The following is a 23,082-nucleotide window of genomic DNA, read 5'->3' as shown; positions in this document are numbered from 1 at the left end:
GGCCGGGCCCATCGGGGTCGGTCATGAGTAGCGGCGTGCAGGCGGCCGCGGCGTTGGATGCGCCGCTCGAGGCTCTCATCGAGAGGGTGCGTGCCTACCATCCCTCCGTGGAGACGGAGCTGCTGGGCAAGGCCTACCGATTCGCGAGGGAGGCCCACGCCGGCCAGCTGCGCGACTCGGGGGAGTCGTTCTTCCTGCACCCGGTGGAGGTGGCGCGCATCCTGGCCGACCTGGAGGTGGACGTGGCCACCATCGCCGCGGGCCTGCTCCACGACGTGCTGGAGGACACCCCCGTCACGGTCGAGGAGCTGGAGCAGGCCTTCACGCCGGAGATCGCCCGCCTGGTGGACGGGGTCACCAAGCTGAGCAAGATCCCGTTCCAATCCCGGGAGGCGCAGCAGGCCGAGAACCTCCGCAAGATGTTCCTGGCCATGGCCGAGGACCTGCGGGTGGTGCTGATCAAGCTGGCCGACCGCCTCCACAACATGCGCACGCTGCGCCACCTGCCTCCGGAGCGCCAGCGCAAGGTGGCGCAGGAGACACTGGAGATCTACGCCCCCCTGGCCCACCGCCTGGGCATCTGGCAGATCAAGTGGGAGATGGAGGACCTGGCGCTGCGGTACCTGGACCCCACCGCCTACTACCAGCTCGTGCAGGCGGTGGCCAAGAAGCGCACCGAGCGCGAGGGCGAGCTCGAGGAGGTCATGGAGATCCTGCGGGCCCGGCTGCGGGAGATGGGCATCGACGGCCGGGTCCAGGGGAGGCCCAAGCACTTCTACTCCATCTACCAGAAGATGCGCACCCAGGGGCGCACCCTGGACGAGATCTACGACCTGATGGCGGTGCGGGTCATCGTCAACGACGTCAAGGAGTGCTACGCCGTCCTGGGCATGGTGCACAGCCTCTGGAAGCCCATCCCCGGCCGCTTCAAGGACTTCATCGCCATGCCCAAGTCCAATTTGTACCAGTCGCTGCACACCACGGTCATCGGGCCCCGGGGCGAGCCCCTCGAGGTGCAGATCCGCACGCAGCAGATGCACGACGTGGCCGAGCGCGGGATCGCCGCCCACTGGCTGTACAAGGAGCGGCGGTCGGCCACCGCCTTCGACGCCAAGGTGGCGTGGCTGCGGCAGGTGATGGAATGGCTCCGGGAGATGAAGGACCAGGATCCCCACGAGTTCATGGAGACCCTCAAGATCGACCTCTTCGAGGACGAGGTCTTCGTCTTCACGCCCAAGGGCGACGTCAAGAGCCTGCCGGCCGGCGCCACCCCCGTCGACTTCGCCTTCGCCGTCCACACCGACATCGGGCTGCGCTGCTCGGGCGCCAAGGTCAACGGCCGGCTGGTGCCCCTGGACTACCGCCTTCGCAACGGCGAGATCGTCGAGATCGTCACGGCCAAGCACGGCCAGCCAAGCCAGGACTGGCTCAAGTTCGTCAAGACCTCCAAGGCCCGGAGCAAGATCCGCAGCTTCCTCAAGGAGGCCCGCCGCGAGCAGAGCGTCGAGAGAGGGCGGGAGCTGTTGGAACGGGAGGCCAAGCGCTTCGGCATCGACCTGGCCGAGGCCTCCCGCCACGACGCCCTGGCCTCCGTGGCCCGCCGATACGGGCTGGCCGGCGTCGACGACCTCTACTCGGCCATCGGCTTCGGCCGCATCTCCCCGATGCACGCCCTGGGGCGGCTGGTGGGGCGCGAGGAGCTGGTGGCACGGGCTCGCCAGCAGCGCCTGCAGGGGGCGGGGGCGCGCCAGGGTCGCACGACGCCGGCCACCGTCGGCGTCAGCGTCGAGGGCGCCGACAACGTCCTGATCCGCTTCTCCAAGTGCTGCAGCCCGGTGCCGGGCGACCCCATCGTGGGCTACGTGACGCGCGGGCGCGGCATCTCGGTGCACCGGGCCGACTGTCCCAACGTGCAGACACTGGTCGACGAGCCGCAGCGCCGGGTCGAGGTCCGATGGAACCGGGTCCCCGGCGCGGTCTACCCCGTGGAGCTGCGCATCGAGGCCCACGACCGGGTCAACCTCCTCTCCAACGTCATCAACGCCATCTCCGACGGCAAGACCAACATCGAGGCGGTCCAGACCCGCACGACCCGCCAGCACCTGGCCATCATCCACGTGGTGGTGGACGTGGGCGGCATGGACCACCTCGACGACGTGGTGCGACGCGTCCGCAAGGTGGAGGGCATCATCGACGTGCGACGAGCCGAGCCCGTCCCCTCCGGCGCCGGGGAGTCCCGGCCGTAGAGGGAGGCCGCGTTCTGGTGCGAGCGGTGGTGCAGCGGGTCAGCCGGGGCCGTGTCATCGTCGACGGTCAGCCGGTGGGCGAGATCGGGCGGGGTCTGGTGGCCTTCGTCGCCGTGGAGCGGGACGACACGGACTCCGACGTGGCATGGCTGGCCGACAAGCTGGTCCATTTGCGCATCTTCGACGACGAGGCGGGCCGGCTCAACCGCAGCGTGGCCGACGTGCAGGGGTCGGTGCTCCTGGTCTCCAACTTCACCGTGGCCGGCGACGCCAGCCGCGGCAGACGACCCGGCTTCGAGCGAGCGGCGCCCGCCGCGGAGGCCCGGGCGTGGTTGGAGGCGCTCAAGGAGGCGGTGGCGGCCCGGGGGGTGCCCGTGGCGACCGGGAGTTTCGGTCAGTCCATGCAAGTGCTGGTCGAGTGCGACGGGCCCGTCACGCTGGTCGTCGAGCGCCGGCGGTAGGCCCGAGCCGACGGGCCCGGCCCTGGACGCCCCGCGGGCGCCGGGGATAGAATGGGCCTGTTCCGGTGGGAAGTGGGGTTGCGAGCGGACATGTTCATGGAGCGGCTGCGCCGCCAGATGAAGTGGATCATCATCGCGGTCGCGGTGGCCTTCGCCGTGACGCTGGCCTACGTGGGCATCCCCGCCGTGCAGGGCGACCGCGGCGCGGAGGCCGCCATCGCACACGTCAACGGCGACGCCATCGCGATGGCCACCTTCCAGCAGGCCTATCTCGACCAGCTGCGGTCGTACGAGCAGGTCCAGGGCTCGGTGCGGCCGACGGACATCGAGGAGATCAAGTACCGGACCCTCAACCAGCTCATCGCCATGCGCCTGCTGCTGCAGGCCGCCCGGGACGAGGGCATCCGCGTGGGCCGTGGCGAGGTCAACGACCGGCTGTCCCGCATCCGTGACGCCTTTCCCTCCCGGTCGGAGTACGAGCGTCAGCTACGCTTGCGCAACATGACCGAGGCCGACCTGCGCAAGGCCATCGAGGAGAGCCTCATGGCCGAGAAGCTCCAGGCCAAGCTGGCCGAGCAGCTGCAGGTGACCGACGAGGAGGTGGCGCGGGCCTACGAGCAGGTGAAGCTGCGCCAGATCCTGGTGCGGCCCGCGAGCACCGCCGAGGCCGATACCCGAGCTGCCCTGGCGCGTGCTCAGAAGCTCGTGGAGCGGATCCGCGGGGGTGCCGACTTCGCCGAGGTGGCGCGGGAGCAGTCCGACGACGAGATGAGCGGGGAGTCGGGTGGCGATCTGGGCTTCGTCGGTCACGACGTGCTGCCCGAGCCGGTGGAGGCCGTGGCCTGGGATCTGGAGCCCGGCGCCGTCTCCGACCCCATCGAGACCGACGAGGGTTACTACGTCATCCAGGTGATCGAGCGCAAGGCGGCCGCGGGCGAGGAGTTCGAGAGGGCCAAGCCTGCCCTGGCGGAGCAGATCCGGCAGGAGAAGGCCGACGAGCACTTCGCCCGGTGGTTCGCCGACCTGCGCAACAGCGCCGAGGTCTCCATCCTCGACCCGCAGCTGGCGGCCCGCGACGCGCTCGGGCGGGGCGACGCCGAGCGGGCGCTGGAGCTGTACGAGCAGGCGGCGCGGGTCTACCCCGACGACGCCTACGTGCAGTACGGCAAGGCCGTGGCGCTGCTGCAGCTGCAGCGTGTCGACGACGCCCTGGCCGCGTTGACCCGCGCCACGGAGCTGGCGCCGAGCGACCCGGTGCTCCACCTGGCACTGGGCAACGTGTACCAGCAGAAGGGTGACAAGGAGAAGGCGGCCGGGGCCCTGCGCAAGGCCTCGTCGCTGGCGCCCATGGACATGCAGATGCACCTGACCCTCTACATGCTCTTCCGCAGCATGGGGCTCGACGAGGATGCCCAGCGCGAGGAGCAGGAGCTGGAGAAGATCCAGCAGGTGCTGGAGGAGCAGCGGCGGGCGCAGGAGGAGTTCTTGCGGCGGCTCCAGGAGCAGCAGCAGGGCTCCCAGTCGGGCGGGGCGAGCGACGACGCGGCGTCCGCCGACGCCAGCCCGCAGCCGGAGGCGTCGTCCGGCGGCGCCACCCAGGACGGCGCGGCTCCGGAGCAGCGCTAGCCGTCTCATCCACCGAAGGGAAGCGACGCCGGGCACCATGGAGATGAAGGCGCCCCGTGGGACACAGGACGTCTTGCCGGGCCGGTCGGCGGCCTGGTTGCGCCTGGAGGCCATCACCCGCGAGGTGATGACCTCCTTCGGATACCGGGAGATCCGCACGCCCATCTTCGAGCACACGGAGCTCTTCAGCCGGGGCGTGGGAGAGGCCACCGACGTCGTCGAGAAGGAGATGTACACCTTCGAGGACCGCTCGGGGCGGAGCATCACGCTGCGTCCCGAGGGGACGGCGCCGGTGGCGCGTGCCTACATCGAGCACGGCATGCACCTGTGGCCGCAGCCGGTCAAGGTCTTCTACATCGGCCCCATGTTTCGCTACGAGCGGCCCCAGGCCGGGCGGCTCCGCCAGCACTACCAGATAGGGGCCGAGGCGCTGGGTTCGGCCGACCCCGCCCTCGACGCCGAGGTCATCGTCCTGCCCATCGAAATCTTCCGCCGGATGGGGCTGCGGCGCTTCGAGGTGCACCTCAACAGCATCGGCTGTCCGCGGTGCCGCCCCGTCTACCGCGAGCGCCTGCTGGCCTACCTGCGTCCCAGGGCCGACCAGCTGTGCGAGAGCTGCCAGCGGCGCCTCGAGCGGAGCCCCCTGCGGGTGCTCGACTGCAAGGTGCCCTCCTGCCGGGAGGTGACCCAGGACGCGCCGAACGCGGTCGACTCGCTGTGCGACCAGTGCCGGGCGCACTTCGATGCGCTGCGCGCGCACCTGGACCGGCTGGAGGTGCCGCACGTGCTGGACTTCCGGCTGGTGAGAGGCTTCGACTACTACACCCGCACCGTCTTCGAGGTGCTGTCGGAGGACCTGGGCGCGCAAAACGCGGTCGCCGGCGGCGGGCGCTACGACGGACTGGTGGAGACCCTGGGCGGCAAGCCGACGCCCGGGGTCGGCTTCGCCTCGGGCATGGAGCGGGCCCTGCTGGCCGCCTCGGAGGCGGGCGAGCCGCTGGAGGAGCCGGGCTGGCTCGACGTCTTCGTGGCCTCCGAGGGCGAGGGCGGGCGCGAGGAGGCGCTGCGGCTGCTGTACCGCCTGCGGCGCGCCGGCCTGCGGGCCGACGTCGACTACCAGGGGCGCAGCCTCAAGGCGCAGCTCAAGCTGGCCGACCGGGCGGGCGCCCGGGTCGCGGTCATCGTAGGCGGCGACCAGGGCAAAGACGAGGCGGCGAGGCCCTACGTGGTGCGGCATCTCGGCACCGGGCAGCAGGAGCAGGTGTCGGCCGACGGGATCGACGCGCTCCTGGCGAGATGGCTGGCGACGGAGGAGACGGATTCGAGGAGAGAGCCATGGCGGAGCAGGGCTACGGCACCCTCTTGAAGCGGACGCACGAGGCGGGCACGCTGCGGGAGCAGCACGCCGGGCAGGTCGTGGGGCTCGACGGTTGGGTGTTGCGGCGCCGGGACCACGGCGGGCTCATCTTCATCGACTTGCGGGATCGCAGCGGCATCGTCCAGGTGGTGGTCACCCCCGACGCCGGTCGGGAGGTCTTCGCGCTGGCCGAGCGCCTGCGCAGCGAGGACTGCATCGGGGTGGCCGGCGAGGTGCGCCGCCGCCTGCCCGGGATGGAAAACCCCAACCTGGCCACGGGTGCGGTGGAGGTGGTGGCGAGCCGGCTGATCCGCTACAGCGCGTCGGCCACGCCGCCCTTCCCGGTGGATCAGAAGACGGACGTGGACGAGGCGCTGCGGCTGCGCTATCGCTACCTGGACCTGCGGCGGCCCGGGATGCTCGAGCTGCTGCGCCTGCGGCATCGGGTCAACGCGATCATCCGCGGCTACATGGACGAGCACGGCTTCGTCGAGGTCGAGACCCCCATGCTGACGCGCTCCACCCCGGAGGGGGCCCGCGACTTCGTGGTGCCGTCACGCCTTCATCCCGGTCACTTCTACGCGCTCCCCCAGTCGCCCCAGCTGTTCAAGCAGCTGCTGATGGTGGCCGGGCTGGACCGTTACTACCAGATCGCTCGCTGCTTCCGTGACGAGGACCTGCGGGCGGACCGCCAGCCCGAGTTCACCCAGCTCGACGTCGAGATGGCCTTCGTGGACGAGGAGGACGTCTTGAGCCTCACCGAGGGTCTGATGGCGCGGCTGTTCGAGGAGTTGCTGGGGATCCGTCTGTCGCTGCCGCTGCCCCGGCTGTCCTACGCCGAGGCCATGTCCCGCTATGGCTCCGACAAGCCGGACCTGCGGGCGCCGGGGCGGCTCCACGACCTGACGGCAGCCTTCGAGGGCAGCTCCTACCGCATCTTCGCAGAGGCGGTGGCGAGGGGCCAGCGGGTCAAGGCGCTGACGCTGCCCGCCACGCTGAGCCTCTCCAGGCGCGAGCTCGACGAATGGGTGGAAAGGGCGCCGCAGCTGGGTCTCAAGGGCCTGACGTGGGCGGTCGTGCAGGGAGGCGAGCTGCGCTCGCCCGTCGCCCGTCACCTGGGCGAGCGAGAGAGGCAGGCGCTGCTGGAGCTGGCGGCGCAGGAGTCGGCGGGCTGGATCTTGGTCACCGCTGACGAGGAGGAGCGGGCCGCGACGGCGCTGGGGCGCGCCCGTCTGGAGGTGGCGCAGGCCCACGGCGCCATCCCCCAGGACCAGTGGGCGCTGTGCTGGGTCGTCGACTTCCCCCTGCTGGAGTGGAGCGACGAGGAGGGCCGGTGGCAGGCCCGCCACCACCCGTTCACGTCGCCGAGGCCCGACGATCTGGACCGCCTGGAGGCGGACCCGGGCGGCGTGAGGGCTCGCGCGTACGACCTGGTGCTCAACGGGGTGGAGCTGGGCGGCGGGAGCATCCGCATCCACGACCGCGGTGTGCAGCAGCGGCTCTTCGCCGTGCTGGGGCTCGACGAGCAGGAGGCGCGCCGCCAGTTCGGCTTCCTGCTGGAGGCCTTCGAGTACGGGCCGCCGCCCCATGGCGGCATCGCGTTGGGGCTGGACCGGGTCGTCATGCTGCTGGCCGGGCGCGACACCATCCGTGACGTCATCGCTTTCCCCAAGACGGCCCAGGCCATCTGCCCCCTGACCGGCGCCCCCGCACCCATCTCGGAGCGGCAGCTCCGCGAAGCCCACATCCGCCCCACGGTACCGGTGCAGGGCTGAGCTGCGGTCAGCGGGGCCACCCCGGGACGCCTTGCTGGCGCGTTCGGCCGTGTGATATGATGAGGCCGGCTTCGGGAGCCCCACGAGCGGGCAACGATGACGGCCCTGCCGTGTTCGTGGTGAAGCTACCTAACGTGATGAGCCAACACCATCACATGGGGAGCTCGGGCTCTGCGGGCGGAGGGCAGGCTGCCGACGCCTTGGGTGGCAGTAGCCCGCAAACCCGCAGGAGGGCACCCACCTTGCAGAGCGCCGGGTTCATCCACGGGTAGCCCCAGCGGCACGGCGGGGTTTTTGCCTGGACCCGGTGGAGGGGACGGCGGCGAGGCGGGCTTGACGACGGGCCACGACGGAGCCGTGGGCGAGCAGGGGGGCCTCTTCGGCCATCCTCCTTCGGGCGTGCCCGCCGACGCCTCGACCCGGGGCACGCCACTGGCGGCCCGGATGCGGCCGCGCAGCCTCGACGAGCTGGTGGGCCAGGAGCACCTGGTGGGGCCCGGCACGCCCCTGCGCCGGGCCATCGAGTCGGACGGGCTCACCCACTCCATCATCCTCTGGGGCCCGCCCGGCAGCGGCAAGACCAGCCTGGCCGCCATCATCGCACGCTCCACCCGAGCGCACTTCGAGACCCTCAGCGCCGTGCTGGCCGGGGTGGCCGACATCCGCCGGGTGGTGGCGGAGGCGCGGCGGCGACGGGCGGCCGGGCGCCGCACCATCCTCTTCGTCGACGAGATCCACCGGTTCAACCGGGCCCAGCAGGACGCCCTGCTCCCCCACGTCGAGGACGGTACCGTGGTGCTGGTGGGCGCCACGACCGAAAACCCCTTCTTCGAGGTGGTGGGGCCGCTGCTCTCCCGGGCGCGGGTGTTGCAGCTGCGCCCGCTGGAACCTCACCACGTGCGGCAGATCCTGGAGCGGGCCCTGTCGGATCCGGAGCGCGGCCTCGGGCGGATGCCCGTGCAGATCACCTCCGAGGCCCTGGACTACCTCGCGGCGGCAGCCGAGGGCGACGCCCGCAACGCGCTCAACGCCCTGGAGATGGCGGTCGGTGCGGCCATGCAGGAGCGATGCGGCCGCGAAGGCGGCGAGGCGGGGCCAGCGGTCGTGGACCTGCAACGGGCCCGCCATGCCATGCAGCGGCGCTCCCCGCGCTACGACCGCACGGGTGACGAGCACTACGACACCATCTCGGCCTTCATCAAGTCGGTGCGGGGCTCGGATCCGGACGCGGCGCTCTTCTGGCTGGCCCGCATGATGCGGGCGGGCGAGGATCCGCGCTTCGTCATGCGCCGGCTGCTGATCCTGGCGGCCGAGGACGTGGGACTGGCCGACCCTCAGGCGGTGGTGGTGACGGCCGCCTGTGCACGGGCACTGGAGTGGGTGGGGCTGCCGGAGGCGCAATATCACCTGGCCCTGGCCACCCTCTACCTCGCGCTGGCCCCCAAGAGCAACTCGACGGGTGCCTACTTCGAGGCGCTGGCCGACCTGGAGCGACTCGGCCAGCAGGAGGTGCCCGATCACCTCAAGGACGCTCATCGAGACGCGGCCCGGATGGGCCACGGGCGCGACTACCTGTATCCCCACGACTTCCCCGGGCACTGGGTGGCGCAGGCGTACCTCCCCGAGGCGCTCCGAGGCCGCCGCTACTACCGCCCGAGCGACCAGGGCGACGAGCCCCGACTCTACCGGCAGCTGCTGGAGCGGCGCGGCGAGTCCGGACAGGGTCGGGACCCCGCCCACGAGGCGTAAGCGGCGCGGCCCGCCGCCGCTTTTTGACACCGTTAAAACGGGTGTGCTAAGGTGGAGCGGTGGTCCGGTGCCGTGAAGCCCGTCGACGTCATCTACCTCGACCACGCGGCGACCACGCCGCCCTGCCCGGCCGCCCTGGAGGCGGTGAGGGCGCTGCTGGAGCCCGGGCGCATCGGGGCCAATCCGTCGAGCCCTCACCGACCCGGGAGGCGTGTCCGCGCCCTGCTGGACGACGCCCGTGACACCGTGGCGTCACGGCTGGGTGCCAGCCCGGGCGAGGTCGTCTTTACCTCCGGCGGGACCGAGGCCGACAGCCTCGGGCTCGTGGGCGCGGCACGGGCCATGCGGCGTGAGCATGGCCGCCGGGGCGTCGTGGTGAGCGCGATCGAGCACCATGCGGTGCTGGAGACGGCGGCCGCCCTGGAGCGGGAGGGCTTCGCGGTCGAGCGGGCGCCGTGCGACCGGACCGGCCGCGTCGAGGCGGGCGCCGTGGAGCAGGCCATCGGCCGGCTGACCGCCCGCGGCGAGCGCCCGGCCGTGGTGGCCCTGATGCTGGTCAACAACGAGGTGGGCACCCTGCAGCCCGTGCCGGCGGTGGCCGAGGTGGCCCACCGGGCCGGCGCCCTGATGATGAGCGACGCCGTGCAGGCCCCCTTCGTGGAGCAGCTGGAGGTGGACGCCCTCGGCTGCGATCTCATGACCCTTTCGGCCCACAAGATGGGAGGTCTGCCGGGCGCGGGGGTCCTGTACGTGCGGCGGGGGGTCCCGTTCGAGCCGCTGTGGCACGGGGGCGGGCAGGAGCGGGGGCTGCGCCCCGGCACCGAAAACGTCGTCGGCATCGTCGCCCTCGCCGCTGCGCTGGACTGGGCCCGCGCCGAGCGGGCAGCCATCGAGGCCCACAAGCGCCGGTTGGAGAGCCGGTTGCTGGGGCGGCTGTCGGAGCTGTTGGAGCAGCCGGTCGATCTCAACTCGGCCGACGCCGTGCGCAGCCCGGGGTTGGTGAGCCTCCACGTGGCTGGCGTCGAGGCCGAGGCGCTGCTCGTCGAGCTGGACATGGCGGGCGTCGCCTGCTCCTACGGGGCGGCCTGCTCGTCGGGGTCGATGCGTCCGTCGCACGTGCTGCAGGCCATGGGCCTGGAGCCCGAGCGCGTCCGGTCGTCCATCCGCGTCAGCGTCGGCGTGACCAACACCCTCGAGGAGATGGACGAGGCGGCGGCCCGGATGGCGGCGGCGATCCAGCGCCTGCGGGGGGCGGGCCCCAGCCGTGTCCGTCGGGTCGGGGTGACGACGCCATGAGCGAAGGCCGGCACCGCATCGTGGTCGCGATGAGCGGGGGGGTCGACAGCTCGGTGGCCGCTGCCCTGCTGGTGGAGCAGGGTTGGGAGGTCATCGGGGTGACCCTCCAGATATGGCCCGACGGCATCAAGCCGCCCGGGCGCCACGTGGGCTGCTGCTCGGTGGACGCGGTCGACGATGCGCGGCGCGTGGCCGACCGGCTCGGCATCCCGTACTACGTCTTCGACTTCCAGGAGCTCTTCCGGCAGACGGTCATGGAGCCGTTCGCCCGCAGCTACGTCCAGGGCCAGACGCCCAACCCTTGCGTCTGGTGCAACGAGTACGTCAAGTTCGGCGCCTTGCTGCAGCGGGCTCTGCAACTCGGCGCCGAGGCGGTGGCGACGGGCCACTATGCGCGGGTGGAGCGCGACCCGCAGACCGGGCGCTGGCAGCTGATGCGTCCTCGGGACCTGCGCAAGGATCAGACCTACGCCCTGTGGCCCCTCACCCAGGAGCAGCTGAGCCGCGTGCGCTTCCCCCTGGCGCCGTACACCAAAGAGGAGGTACGGGAGCTGGCGCGGGCCCGCCGGCTTCCCGTGGCCTACAAGCCCGAGAGCCAGGAGATCTGCTTCATCCCCGACGACGACTACCGCCGCTACCTGCGCGAACAGGTCCCCGACGCCCTGCGGCCGGGGCTCATCGTCGACACCCGAGGGCAGGTGCTGGGAGAGCACCCGGGCGTGGCCTTCTTCACCATCGGTCAGCGCAAGGGACTGGGGCTGGCGGTGGGACGGCCGCTGTACGTGGTGGACCTGGACCCGGTGAGCAACCGGGTCGTCGTGGGCGAGCGCGACGAGGCTCGGGCCGAGGGGCTCGAGGCAGGGGCCATCAACTGGGTCGCCATCCCCGGGCTCGACGGCCCCCGCCGGGTGCAGGCCCGCATCCGGCGCAACGCGCCGCAGGCGCCGGCCGTCATCGAGCCCGTCGACGCCGGGGCGCGACGGGTGCGGTGCCGGTTCGACGAGCCCCAGTGGGCCGTCACGCCGGGGCAGTCCGTCGTCTGGTACGACGGCGACACCGTCCTGGGAGGCGGTCTCATCGGACGGGCCGTCAAGGGCTCGCCGGCCGGGGGGCATACTAGCCCCGTCGAGGCCTCCGCCCGGGCGTGAGCGCCGGGCGGGGTCATCTCCCGGTGGAGGCAGGCGAGCGACAGGCATGAGGCGCTTCTTGCGAGGGCTCCTGTGGGGCGGCCTGCTGGGCGCGATGCTGGCCATGTACCTGGGCCAGGGCTCGGGCCGCTCGCCGACGGAGGACGGCGACGTCTACCGCTTCCGGAGGCTGCGGCGTGCGGCCCTGGGCGAGGCGGCCGAGCAGGCCTTGCGGGCGTCCCGGGCTTCGCGGCTGCAGCTGGCCCTCGACGCGGGTCGGGCCGCGATGGACGCGACGCTGGCGCTGTTGGGCCGCAAGGCATGACGCCAGGGGCATCACGGTAGGGCGATGGCCGGGTGACGGGCGGGTGGTGGCGTCAGGCTGCTCTCGTCGTCGGGGCGGCGGTGGCCCTGGCGGTGGCGTGGCGCCTGCGCACCGTCGTCATCCCCTTCGTGCTGGCGCTGGTGGTGGCCTACCTGCTGGAGCCTCTGGTCTCGCTGCTGGAACGGCGGCAGGTGCCGCGATCGGCGGCCATCCTGACGGTCTTCCTCGCCCTGGCGGTGGCCGCCGGTGTGGCGTGGGTCAGCGTCATGCCCTCGGCCATGGCCGAGCTGGAGCAGCTGGCACGGCGCCTGCCCGAGCAGAGCCGCCAGTGGGCGGAGGCGGCCGAGCGTCTCTCCCGCCGCCTGCGGCTGGACACCCTTCCGGCCGGCGTGGACCGGCTGACCCAAGCGCTGACGACGCGCATCGAGCGCGGGGTGGAGGCCCTGGCCGCGCGCCTGGGCGGGCTGGTGGTGGCGACGCTCTCCCAGGTGCTCAACCTGGTGCTGACGCCGGTCGTGGCCTACTACATCTTGCGGGACCGGGAACGGGTGGCGGCCAGTCTGCTGACGCTGGTGCCCCCCGCACGGCGTCAGGCCATCGTCTCGCTGGCCCTGGAGATCGACCAGACCCTGGCCGCCGTCATCCGGGGCCAGCTCCTGGTCTCGATGATGGTGGGGGCCATGGTCGCACTGGGGCTCGTGTTGCTGCAGGTGCCATACGCGCTGCTGTTGGGCCTGCTGACGGGACTGCTCAACATCGTGCCGTACTTCGGCCCCATCGCGGTCGGGGTGCCCATCGTCGCCCTGGCGCTGACGCGCAGCCCCGTCACCGCCCTGTGGGCCGTGGGGCTGCTGGTGGCCGCCAACCAGGTGGAGAGCGTCCTGCTCCAGCCGCGGGTGATGAGCCGGAGCTCGGGGCTCCACCCGCTGGCGGTCATCGCGGCCGTCCTGGCGGGCGCGGAGCTGGGAGGGCTGGTGGGGATGCTGGTGGCGGTGCCGGTGGCCTCGGTGCTGCGGGACCTGGTGCGCTTCGCCCTGCGGGAGGCGGGGATCCTGGAGCGGGCGCCCGCCCGGCAGCCAGAGGATCCCGGCCCCGAGCCCTCCCCCCGGCCGGAGGGCACGCGGCCGCCGGCCGTCCAGGTCGAGGAGCGGAGCCAGGCGCTGCCATGAGGGCCGCCAGGTGCTGACGTTGACAACCCCTGGAGGCTCCTATACCCTTTAGGTGATTCTGCTGGCCCGAGACAGGGAGGCCCAGGGGCGCTCTCCGATACCATGCGCAGACTGACCGCCAACGAGCTGCGGGAGGCCTACTTGAGCTTCTTCGAGAGCAAGGGGCACGCCCGGCTTCCCGGCTCGTCACTGGTTCCCAAGGGTGACCCGACGCTCTTGCTGACAGGGGCGGGCATGGTCCAGTTCAAGCCCTACTTCCTGGGCAAGGCCGAGCCCCCCCACCGGCGGGTGACCACCTGCCAGCGGTGCGTACGCACCGCCGACATCGACCGGGTGGGGATCACGGCCCGCCACGCCACCTTCTTCGAGATGCTGGGCAACTTCTCGTTCGGCGACTACTTCAAGCGCGAGGCCATCGCCTGGGCGTGGGAGTTCGTCACCGAGCGCCTGGCCATCGACCCCGAGCGCCTCTGGGTCAGCATCTACCTGGAGGACGACGAGGCGTTCGCCATCTGGCACGAGCAGGTGGGGGTACCGGCCGAGCGCATCGTCCGGCTGGGCAAGGAGGACAACTTCTGGGAGATCGGGGTCGGGCCTTGCGGCCCCTGCTCCGAGATCTACCTGGACCGCGGGCCCGAGTTCGGCTGCGGGGCGCCGAGCTGCAAGCCGGGCTGTGACTGCGGGCGGTTCCTGGAGTTCTGGAATCTCGTCTTCATCCAGTTCCACAAGGACGAACAGGGCCAGTATCACCCGCTCAAGCGCACCGGCATCGACACCGGCATGGGCCTGGAGCGCATGCTGGCCATCCTGCAGGGCGTCGAGACCATCTTCGAGACCGACGAGGTGCGCCGCATCCTGGAGAGGGCGGCCGCCATCGTCGGCAGGCCCTACGGCCAGGACGAGCGGACGGACCGCGCCATCCGGATCATGGTGGACCACGCCCGGGCCGCCACCTTCATGGCCATGGACGGCATCATGCCCGGCAACGAGGGCCGGGGGTACGTGATGCGACGCCTCGTGCGCCGGGCCAGCCGCCATGCCTGGCTGGCGGGAGTGCGGCGTCCCTTCTGGCGGGAGCTGTCGGGCTGTGTCGTGGAGGCCATGGGCGAGGCCTATCCCGAGCTCCGCCAGCGCCAGGCGCTCATCGAGCGTGTCCTGGAGTCCGAGGAGCACCGGTTCTTGCAGACGCTGGAGTCGGGGCTCGCCGTGCTCGAGCAGGAGATGAGGGGCCTCGAGCAAGGCGCCGTGCTGGACGGGGCGACGGCCTTTCGCCTCTACGACACCTACGGCTTCCCCCTGGAGCTGACCCGGGAGATCGCCGAGGAGCGCGGCATCCGCGTCGACGAGGAGGGCTTCGCCGCTCAGCTGGAGGCCCAGCGAGCCCGGGCCCGCGCGGCCCGCCGCACCTACGGGTACCTGGGCAGCGGCGACGAGGAGAGCCTGGCCGAGGCGATGGCCGGCCTGCGGTCGGACTTCGTGGGCTACGACGAGCCGGTGGCCGAGGCCCGGGTGCTGGCCATCGTCGCCGGCGCCGAGCGGGTCTCGTGGGTGGATCGGGAGCAGGAGGCGCTGGTCGTCCTCGACCGCACGCCCTTCTACCCCGAGGGGGGCGGTCAGGTGGCCGACACGGGCCAGTTGCGCTGGCCGGGCGGCAGCGCCCGGGTGGTCGACGTCCAGCGCCCGCTGGCCGACGTCATCGTCCACCGGGTCCGGGTGGAACAGGGGCGGCTGGCCGAGGGCGACCGGGTGGCTGCGGCCATCGACCGCGAGCGCCGGATGGGCGCGGCCCGGCATCACACGGCTACCCACTTGCTGCACCGGGCCCTGCGCGCCGTGCTCGGCGAGCACGCCATGCAGGCGGGCTCGCTGGTGGCGCCCGATCGGCTGCGATTCGACTTCAACCACTTCGAGCCGCTGAGCCTGGAGCAGATCGAAGCCCTCGAGCGGGAGATCAACCGCCGCGTGCTGGAGGACCTGCCCGTCGTGGCCGTGCAGACCACCGTGGAGGAGGCGCTGGCGCGGGGCGCCATGGCCCTCTTCGGTGAGAAGTACGGCGAGCGGGTTCGGATGATCGACATCGGCGACGGTTACAGCCGGGAGCTGTGCGGCGGCACCCACGTGCGCCACACCGGAGAGGTCGGCCTCGTGCACATCGTCGCCGAGGAGAGCGTGGCGGCCGGCGTGCGCCGCATCGAGGCGGTGGCGGGCGAGGCGGCGCTCGACTACCTGCTGACCCGCGAGCGGCAGGTCCGGGAGCTGGGCTCCCGGCTGCAGGTGTCGCCGGGGGAGCTGGGCCGCCAGGTGGAGCGCCTGGTGCAGCAAGCCCGTGCGGCGCAGCAGGAGGCGGAGGCGCTCAGGGCCCGCCTGATGAGCCGCTACGCCGACGAGATGGTGGCGAGGGCCGAGGCGGTGGGGCCCGCCAAGCTGGTGGTCGCCCGCCTCGAGGGGCTGGACGCGCCGGCCCTGCGGGCGTTGGGCGACCGTCTGCGGGAGGCGCTGGGCCCGTCGGTGGTCTTCCTGGCCAGCCCGGTCGACGGCAAGGTGCTCTTCGTCTCGATGACGACGTCCGACCTGGCCCGCCGGGGCATCCACGCCGGCGAGATCGTGCGCGTGGCCGCCCGCGCGGCCGGCGGTGACGGGGGCGGGCGGCCGGAGATGGCGCAGGCGGGCGCGCGGGACCCGGCGAAGATCGACGAGGCGCTGGCGGCGGCGGCACGTCGGGCGCGGGAGATGCTGCTGCAGGCGTCGTAGTGTGGGGCGGGCCGCCGGGCGCGGCCGAGTCGGTCTCGGAGGTAAGGGTGAGCGCGGTGCGAGAGGCCAACCCGACGCCGCATCCGGAGCGCAAGGGGCTCGACGACCAGGCCACCGTCCGGTTTCGGGTGGAGGAGCCCGGCCCGCGCCGGGCGGCCCGTGTACTGCGCCAGGTCTACCAGGCCCTGGTGGAGAAGGGCTATCACCCCACCAGCCAGCTGGTGGGGTACCTGCTGTCGGGAGACCCCACCTACATCACCAGCCACCGCAACGCGCGCAGCCTCATCCGCACCGTCGAGCGAGACGAGCTGCTGGAGGAGATCATCGAGCACTACGTCAACTGCCCGGAGAATCGCCCGTCGTGACCACGGTCCGCCTCGGTCGGGCTGCGGTGTGGACGAGGCCGTGAGGGAGCAGGGGGGGCGCATCCTGGCCCTGGATGTGGGCGAGCGCCGCATCGGGGTGGCCATCACCGACCCGACCGGCGCCACGGCGCAGCCCCTGCAGACGGTGGTGCGGACGGGCCAGGACGGCGGGCTGACGCGACTCGTGGCCATGATCCGACGGTATGACGTGAAGGAGGTGGTGGTGGGGCTGCCAACACGTACCGGTGGCGAGGAGGGCCCTGAAGCCCGTCGGGTGAGGGCCTTCGCCCGGCGGCTCCGGAGTCTGACCGGCGTGCCGGTCGTCTTCGTCGACGAGCGGTACAGCACCCGAGAGGCCGAACGGATCTTGCTGGCGGCGGACCTCTCCCGAGGCCGTCGCCGGAAGGTGCTCGACCACGTGGCGGCAGCCATCGTCTTGGACACCTACCTGGCCCGGCGCCGGGTAGGGGCAGGGCAGGGTGAGGCACCCTAGCGTAGGCGAGGCCCCTTCAGGTGTGCGGGGTGGAAAGGATGGGATGCCACGTGGCGGACGAGGAGCGCGAGGGTCTGTTCGCCGACGCGGACGAGGACCGGATCACGCTGGTGGATGACGAGGGACACGAGCACGAGTTCACGCTGGTGGACGTGGTCGAGGTCGACCGGCGACGCTATGCGGTCCTGTTGCCGGAGGAGGATCCCGAGGAGGGCGCCTACGTCTTCCGGCTGGACCGGGACGCGGACGGCGAGGAGATCCTGGTCAACGTCGAGGACGACGACGAGTTCGACCGGGTGGTGCACGCCCTGGAGGAGCAGGGCGACGAGGAGCTGGACCAAGACTTCGACGACGAAGAGGACGACGACTCGGGCGACCGTCGCGCCTGATCGTCGACCAGGCCGCGGGCACGGTGGTGGCCGCCTCGGGCGGACCACCCGCCCGGGCCCGAGACCGGGGGGTGTGGGGGTGAGCACGCTCGGCCAGAGGGCGGCCACGCTCCGCGTGGGGCGCGTCGCCGGGATCGCGCTGGCCATGGGGGCCCTGGCGGCCACGACGGCGGGCATTGCCGCGACCGCCTATCTGATGCCGGTGGAGACGGGGCCGCTGGTCGCGCCCGTCGTCGTCGAGGTGCCGGCGGGCTCGACGGCCGCGGCGGTGGGGGAGCTGCTGGAGCGACAAGGCCTGATCCGGTCGGCCCTCCTCTTTCGGGTGATGGCGCGCCTGGAGGGGCTCGATGGCTCGCTCCAGGCGGGGTACTACCGGCTCCGGCCCGACATGCGCCTGCAGGAGGTCCTGCGGATGATGGCGCGCGGCGCGGTGGCCGTCGAGCAGGTGACCATCCCGGAGGGGGCCACCATCCGCACCATCGCTGCTCAGCTCCAGCGCCGGGGCCTGGTGGATGCCGAGCGCTTCATCGAGTTGGCCTCGGACGACACGTGGCTGCTGGGTGAGCAGCGCAGCATCCCCAAGCCGCCCGGGAGCCTGGAGGGCTACCTCTTCCCCGATACGTACCGGTTCGAGGTCGGTCAGGGCGAGGCGTCCATCATCCAGAAGATGGTGGCCCGCTTCGCCGAGAAGGTGCTGCCCGTCTACGAAGAGCTCGGCCAGGACAGCGGCCTGAGCCTCCACGAAGCCATCACGCTGGCCTCCATCATCGAGAAGGAGGCCATGCGCGACAGCGAGCGGCCGCTGATCTCGTCGGTCTTCCACAACCGACTGCGCCTGGGTCAGCCGCTGCAGGCGGACCCGACGCTGATGTACGTGCTGGACCCGGCGCCGCGCAAGCTCTACAACAAGCACCTGGCCATCGATTCGCCGTACAACACCTACCGGTACCGGGGGCTGCCCCCCACGCCCATCGCCAGCCCGGGCCTCGCCTCCATCCAGGCGGCGCTGGCGCCGGCCGACACGCCCTACCTGTACTTCGTGGCCAGGGGAGACGGCACCCACATCTTCAGCCGGACCTTCCAGGAGCACGTCCGGGCCCGCCAGCAGGTCCGCCTCTGAGCGATGGGCCGCAGGATCAGCCTCGAGGACCAGCACCCGATCCCCGCGCCTCCCATACGATAGGGAGGCGTTCCTTTCGGGGGGGGGTCACGGCTTGTACGTCGTCGCTGCTCTGGTGGAGCTGGCGGCCTCGGTCCTGCGGGAGCTGGTCTGGCTGGCGGGTTACGTCGGGGGCGAGGGCTCCTTTCCTCTGCCCCTCGACGAGCCGGAGGAGGCCCGGCTGGTGCAGGCCATGCTCCAGGGGGATCGCCGGGCTCGTAACACCTTGGTCGAGCACAACCTCCGCCTGGTCGCGCACCTGGTCAAGAAGTTCGAGTCGTCCGGCGAGGACGTCGAGGACCTGATCTCCATCGGCACCATCGGCCTCATCAAGGCCATCAACACCTTCGACCCGTCGCGCAAGACGCGCCTGGCCACCTACGCGGCCAAGTGCATCGAAAACGAGATCCTGATGCACCTGCGGGCCTGCCGCAAGACCCGGGGCGAGGCACTGCTCTACGATCCCATCGGCTCCGACGGAGAGGGCAACGAGGTGACCCTCATCGACGTGCTGGGCACCGATCAGGACATGGTGAGCGAACAGGTCGAGGCATCCCTGGAGCGTGACCGGCTGCGACGCACCCTGGGCACGTTGAGCCGCCGCGAGCGGTGGGTGCTGCAGATGCGCTACGGGCTGGTCGACGGGATCCGCAAGACCCAACGCGACATCTCCCAGTCGCTGGGTATCTCGCGCTCGTACGTCTCCCGCATCGAGAAGCGGGCGCTGACCAAGCTGTACCACCAGCTGGCCAACGGCTGAGGGCACCCTTCGTCCACGGCCGGGGCCTACGTTATAATAGGGCCACTATGGGCACACCGGCCGCGGAGGGCCGCCGCGACCAGGGCGGGCGGCTCCGGGTGCCCTGGCGCCTGCTGGTGCCCGACCTGTGGGTGCCGGGGGGCGACGCCATCGACCTCGCGTCGCTCCTGGCCTGCGGCATCCGGTGCCTCCTGGTGGACGTCGACAACACCCTGGCGCCGTGGGGCCAGGCGCGGCTCGACGAGCAGGCGTGGCAGTTCGTGCGAAGAGCCAGGGAGTCGGGGCTGCGGGTCGTCATCCTCTCCAACGCCTCGCCCGCGCGCCGGGCGTGGGTGGCCAAGCTCCTGGGGGTGCCGGTGGCCCCTCGAGGCTTCAAGCCCTGGCCCGGCTCCTTCGTGCGAGCGGCGGCGCTGGTGGGGTGCCGACCCCACGAGACGGCTGCCGTGGGCGATCAGCTCTGGACCGACGTGCTGGGCGCCAAGCTGGCCGGCATGCGCGCGATCCTGGTCGATCCGTTGGACGAGCGGGAGCACGCCCTGACCCGGCTGGGCCGGCGAGTGGAGCGGTGGCTGCTGCGGCGCATGGTGCGAAGCGGATGGGTGCCGGCCGAGAGGCTCTCGGCTCGGTTGACCCGGCGGAGCCGGGCTTAGGAGAGGGTCGGGGGGCCGTTGCTGCGCTTCTTGACGGCGGGGGAGTCGCACGGGCCGGGGCTGTGCGTCATCGTGGAGGGGCTGCCAGCGGGGCTGCCGCTGGAGGCCGAGGCCATCGACCACCAGTTGCGGCGGCGGCAGGTCGGGCACGGCAGCGGCCGGCGCATGCAGATCGAGACGGACCGGGTGGAGATCCTCTCCGGCGTCCGCCACGGCCTCACCCTGGGCAGCCCGGTCGCCATGCGGATCGCCAATCGAGACTTCGAGCGATGGCGACGGGTCATGGACCCCGCGCCGCCGGTGGGCCCCTTGCCGACCGGCGGCGACTGGCGGCTACGCCCGGTGACCCGTCCCCGGCCGGGTCACGCCGACCTGGCCGGGGCGCTCAAGTACGACTTCGACGACGTGCGCAACGTCCTGGAGCGCGCCTCGGCCCGCGAGACGGCGGCCCGGGTGGCGGCGGGAGCAGTGGCGCGGCGACTGCTGGAGTCGCTGGGCATCTCCCTCGTGGGCCACGTGGTGGCCATCGGGCCGGTGCGGGCCAACCCGCTCTCGGGCGGCGCCGGGGTCGACTGGCATTCGCTGGCGAGCCAGGCCGAGGCCTCTCCCGTGCGGTGCGGGGACCCGCTGGCGGCGGAGGCCATGATGCGCGCCATCGACGAGGCCCGGGCCCGTGGCGACACCCTGGGAGGGGTCCTGGAGGTGGTGGCCCTCGGGGTGATGCCGGGGCTGGGCAGCTACGTCCACTGGGACCGGCGCCTCGATGGGCGGCTGGCCATGGCCCTGATGAGCATCCCGGGCGTCAAGGGCGTCGAGATCGGGGACGGCTTCTGGGCGGCCACCCAGCCCGGGTCCTCGGTGCACGACCCCATCGCCTACGGTGACGTGCCGGCCGACCAGTGGGCCGCGGACGCTCGGCGTCGGGGCTTCTGGCGGCCGTCCAACCGGTCGGGCGGCCTCGAGGGCGGCGTCACCACGGGCCAGCCGGTGGTGGTGCGGGCGGCCATGAAGCCCCTCTCGACCCTGATGCAGCCCCTGGGCACCGTCGACCTGCGCACCCGAGAGCCGACCGAGGCCGCCGTGGAGCGCAGCGACGTCTGCGCCGTACCGCGTGCCGTGGTGGTGGCGGAGGCCATGGTGGCCTGGGTGCTGGCGGAGGCCGTGGTGGACAAGTTCGGGGGCGACACGCTCGAGGATCTGGCCGGCGCCGTCGAGGCTTACCGGCGCCGCCTGGCCCGCACCCGGGGTCCGACATGAGCGCCAATCTCTACCTGACCGGCTTCATGGGCAGCGGCAAGAGCAGCGTGGGCCGGCGGCTGGCCGACGCCATGGGGCGGACCTTCGTCGACATGGATGTCGAGATCGAGGTCCGGGAGGGCCGACCCATCGCGGCCATCTTCCGACGGGACGGCGAGGCCTACTTCCGCGAGCGCGAGCAAGCGCTGCTGGCCGAGCTGGCCGCACGCGACGACCTGGTGGTGGCCACCGGCGGTGGCATCGTGGAGTCCCCGGCCAACCGGACGCGCATGGCCGAGAGCGGGGAGGTCGTTTGGCTCTACCAGGACCTGACCCGAGCCGTCGAGCGGGCGGTGGCGCAGGGGATCGCCAGGCCCCTGCTGGGCGAGTCGGCCGACGCCGCCCTCGAGCGGGCGCAGGCCCTCTGGAAGCGGCGCCAGTGGTGGTACGCCGAGGCGCCCGTCTGGGTCGACGCCCGCGACGGCACGCCCGCCGAGGTCGCCTCGCGGGTCCTGGATGCCCGACGGTGGCGGGAGGTGGGCCCCGTAGCGGGTTGGGTGCTGGCGGGGGGCCGCGCCTGTCCCGTGCTGGTGGGCCACGGGCTGGTGGAGCGCCTCGACGCCGTGGTGACGTTGCTGGCCGAGCGGGATCGCCTCGGCGGGAGCGCCCTGGTGGTGACGGACCGGGCGGTGCGCGAGTTCGGCGAGAGGGCGGGCCGGGCGTTGGGGCGGGCGGGCTGGCGGACGGCTCTCGCGGAGGTGGGCCCCGGCGAGTCGGCCAAGCGTCTCGAGCAGCTGGCGGCGCTGTACCGCGAGGCGGTGCACGCCGGGGTGGACCGGCGCGGGCTGGTGGTGGCCGTGGGGGGCGGGGCGACGCTGGACGTGGCCGGCTTCATGGCGGCCACGTACATGCGCGGCGTGGCCTGGGTGGGGGTGCCGACGACGCTGCTGGCGCAGGTCGACGCCGGCATCGGCGGCAAGACCGCCGTCAACGTCCCCGAGGCCAAGAATCTGGTGGGCGCCTTTCACCAGCCCCTGGCCGTGCTGGCCGACCTGGACGCCCTGGCCACCTTGCCACCGAAGGAGCTGGCCTCTGGCATGGCGGAGGTGATCAAGCACGGCCTGGTGGGGGACGCGCGGCTGTGGGAGCGCCTGGCGCGGGATGAGCCCCCATCCGGCGCCGCGGGCCGGCCGGGTGCCGCTGCGGAGATGGCCTCCATCGTGGCCCGGGCCGCCGCGGTCAAGGCTCTGGTGGTCTCGGAGGATCCGACCGAGCGGGGGCGCCGCATCGTGCTCAACTTCGGCCACACCACCGGGCATGCCCTGGAGGCCGCCGGAGGCTTCGCACGATGGTCTCACGGTGAGGCCGTGGCCATCGGGATGGTGACGGCCGCGATGCTATCGGCCCGGTTGGGGTTACTGCGGGACCCCGCCCTGGTCGATCGGCTGCGTGCGACGCTGCGCCGCCACGGACTCCCGGTGGACGCGGGCCCCCGCCCGCCCGATGCGGGCCGGCTGTGGGAGCTCATGAGCGCCGACAAGAAGCGCCAGGCGGGCCGCCGCCGGTGGGTGCTCCTGGAGGCACCGGGCGAGCCGGTGGTCAGCGAGGCGGTGGATCTCGCCCTCTTCGAGTCCGTCTGGCACGAGCAGCACCGAGGCGGGGAGGCGTCGTCGGCGTGATCCGCGTGCTGGTCATCCACGGCCCCAACCTGGACCGGCTGGGCGAGCGCGAGCCCCACATCTACGGCCGCCAGAGCCTGGCCGACATCGACGCGCGGCTGGCGGAGGAGGCCGACCGGCTGGGCGTCCAGCTGGAGTCCATGCAGAGCAACCACGAGGGGGCCATCGTCGACGCCCTCTCACGAGCGGTGGGGCGCTTCGATGCGGTCGTCATCAACCCGGCCGCGTACAGCCACTACAGCCTGGCCATCCGCGACGCCCTGGCGGCCCTGCCGCTGGTGCGCGTCGAGGTGCACCTGAGCAACGTCTTCGCCCGCGAGGGCTTCCGCCAGCGCATGGTGACGGCCGGCGCCTGCTCGGGCGTGATCCTGGGCTTCGGCGGCGAAAGCTACGTACTGGCGCTCCGGGCTGCCGTCGAGATGGTGCGTCGGCAGGAGAGGAACGGGGGATCCACGTAATGGAAGGGGCC

At 72.3% G+C, this 23,082-nt stretch carries 20 protein-coding genes and 1 other RNA gene; all 21 read left to right on the top strand.

The genetic code is table 11. From position 1 onward, the window contains the following. Window positions 1-23: 23 nt before the first annotated feature. Entirely contained in the window at window positions 24-2,246 is a 2,223-nt protein-coding gene (locus VLY81_RS08500) for a RelA/SpoT family protein (RefSeq protein ID WP_324667736.1), read from the top strand. A 17-nt stretch (window positions 2,247-2,263) separates the two neighbouring features. Continuing rightward, window positions 2,264-2,707, top strand: a complete 444-nt coding sequence (gene dtd / locus VLY81_RS08495; RefSeq protein WP_324667735.1) for a D-aminoacyl-tRNA deacylase — start codon at window positions 2,264-2,266, stop codon at window positions 2,705-2,707. A gap of 72 nt (window positions 2,708-2,779) precedes the next feature. After that, window positions 2,780-4,333, top strand: a complete 1,554-nt coding sequence (locus VLY81_RS08490) for a SurA N-terminal domain-containing protein (protein ID WP_324667734.1) — start codon at window positions 2,780-2,782, stop codon at window positions 4,331-4,333. Window positions 4,334-4,376: 43 nt separating this feature from the next. Beyond that, on the top strand, window positions 4,377-5,699 hold the full coding sequence (gene hisS / locus VLY81_RS08485) for a histidine--tRNA ligase (protein ID WP_324667733.1): 1,323 nt from the start codon (window positions 4,377-4,379) through the stop codon (window positions 5,697-5,699). Next, entirely contained in the window at window positions 5,630-7,465 is a 1,836-nt protein-coding gene (aspS, locus tag VLY81_RS08480) for an aspartate--tRNA ligase (RefSeq protein ID WP_324667732.1), read from the top strand. Before hisS ends, aspS begins: the two co-directional genes overlap by 70 nt. Window positions 7,466-7,564: 99 nt before the next feature. Beyond that, a non-coding RNA gene (gene ssrS / locus VLY81_RS08475) (6S RNA) lies at window positions 7,565-7,761 on the top strand. A gap of 37 nt (window positions 7,762-7,798) precedes the next feature. Further along, window positions 7,799-9,214, top strand: a complete 1,416-nt coding sequence (locus tag VLY81_RS08470; protein ID WP_324667731.1) for a replication-associated recombination protein A — start codon at window positions 7,799-7,801, stop codon at window positions 9,212-9,214. A 51-nt stretch (window positions 9,215-9,265) separates the two neighbouring features. Next, a complete protein-coding gene (locus tag VLY81_RS08465; RefSeq protein ID WP_324667730.1) occupies window positions 9,266-10,510 on the top strand; it encodes a cysteine desulfurase family protein in 1,245 nt (414 codons plus the stop codon). Then, window positions 10,507-11,658: a tRNA 2-thiouridine(34) synthase MnmA gene (mnmA, locus tag VLY81_RS08460; RefSeq protein WP_324667729.1), complete on the top strand. Its 1,152-nt coding sequence runs from the start codon at window positions 10,507-10,509 to the stop codon at window positions 11,656-11,658. The genes VLY81_RS08465 and mnmA overlap by 4 nt, the downstream gene beginning before the upstream one ends. Window positions 11,659-11,704: 46 nt before the next feature. Then, window positions 11,705-11,962: a hypothetical protein gene (locus tag VLY81_RS08455; RefSeq protein ID WP_324667728.1), complete on the top strand. Its 258-nt coding sequence runs from the start codon at window positions 11,705-11,707 to the stop codon at window positions 11,960-11,962. Window positions 11,963-11,994: 32 nt separating this feature from the next. Further along, window positions 11,995-13,131 carry an AI-2E family transporter gene (locus VLY81_RS08450; RefSeq protein WP_324667727.1) on the top strand — a complete coding sequence of 379 codons (1,137 nt, stop codon included), beginning with the start codon at window positions 11,995-11,997 and terminating at the stop codon, window positions 13,129-13,131. A 102-nt stretch (window positions 13,132-13,233) separates the two neighbouring features. Continuing rightward, window positions 13,234-15,882, top strand: coding sequence for an alanine--tRNA ligase (gene alaS / locus VLY81_RS08445; protein WP_324667726.1), 2,649 nt, complete (start codon window positions 13,234-13,236; stop codon window positions 15,880-15,882). 56 nt (window positions 15,883-15,938) lie between these two features. Next, window positions 15,939-16,247, top strand: coding sequence for an IreB family regulatory phosphoprotein (locus VLY81_RS08440; protein ID WP_405001360.1), 309 nt, complete (start codon window positions 15,939-15,941; stop codon window positions 16,245-16,247). 40 nt (window positions 16,248-16,287) lie between these two features. Further along, window positions 16,288-16,740, top strand: coding sequence for a Holliday junction resolvase RuvX (gene ruvX, locus VLY81_RS08435; RefSeq protein WP_324667724.1), 453 nt, complete (start codon window positions 16,288-16,290; stop codon window positions 16,738-16,740). Between the two features lie 50 nt (window positions 16,741-16,790). Continuing rightward, window positions 16,791-17,129 (top strand): DUF1292 domain-containing protein, encoded by a 339-nt coding sequence (locus VLY81_RS08430; protein ID WP_324667723.1) that lies wholly within the window; start codon window positions 16,791-16,793, stop codon window positions 17,127-17,129. A gap of 79 nt (window positions 17,130-17,208) precedes the next feature. Continuing rightward, a complete protein-coding gene (gene mltG, locus VLY81_RS08425; protein ID WP_324667722.1) occupies window positions 17,209-18,249 on the top strand; it encodes an endolytic transglycosylase MltG in 1,041 nt (346 codons plus the stop codon). A 94-nt stretch (window positions 18,250-18,343) separates the two neighbouring features. Next, window positions 18,344-19,048 (top strand): RNA polymerase sporulation sigma factor SigK, encoded by a 705-nt coding sequence (sigK, locus tag VLY81_RS08420; protein WP_324667721.1) that lies wholly within the window; start codon window positions 18,344-18,346, stop codon window positions 19,046-19,048. A 98-nt stretch (window positions 19,049-19,146) separates the two neighbouring features. After that, the gene (locus VLY81_RS08415) at window positions 19,147-19,698 is read left to right on the top strand and encodes a YqeG family HAD IIIA-type phosphatase (RefSeq protein ID WP_324667720.1); all 552 of its coding nucleotides are present in this window, start codon (window positions 19,147-19,149) and stop codon (window positions 19,696-19,698) included. Between the two features lie 18 nt (window positions 19,699-19,716). Beyond that, a complete protein-coding gene (gene aroC, locus VLY81_RS08410) occupies window positions 19,717-20,955 on the top strand; it encodes a chorismate synthase (protein ID WP_324667719.1) in 1,239 nt (412 codons plus the stop codon). Further along, complete coding sequence (gene aroB, locus VLY81_RS08405; RefSeq protein ID WP_324667718.1) at window positions 20,952-22,613, top strand: 3-dehydroquinate synthase; 1,662 nt, start codon at window positions 20,952-20,954, stop codon at window positions 22,611-22,613. The genes aroC and aroB overlap by 4 nt, the downstream gene beginning before the upstream one ends. Beyond that, window positions 22,610-23,071, top strand: coding sequence for a type II 3-dehydroquinate dehydratase (gene aroQ / locus VLY81_RS08400; RefSeq protein ID WP_324667717.1), 462 nt, complete (start codon window positions 22,610-22,612; stop codon window positions 23,069-23,071). Before aroB ends, aroQ begins: the two co-directional genes overlap by 4 nt. Window positions 23,072-23,082: the final 11 nt, after the last annotated feature.

Origin of the sequence: Limnochorda sp. LNt (assembly GCF_035593265.1) — a bacterium.
Taxonomy (GTDB): domain Bacteria; phylum Bacillota; class Limnochordia; order Limnochordales; family Geochordaceae; genus Geochorda; species Geochorda subterranea.
This window is presented reverse-complemented; position numbering and strand designations above follow the sequence as displayed.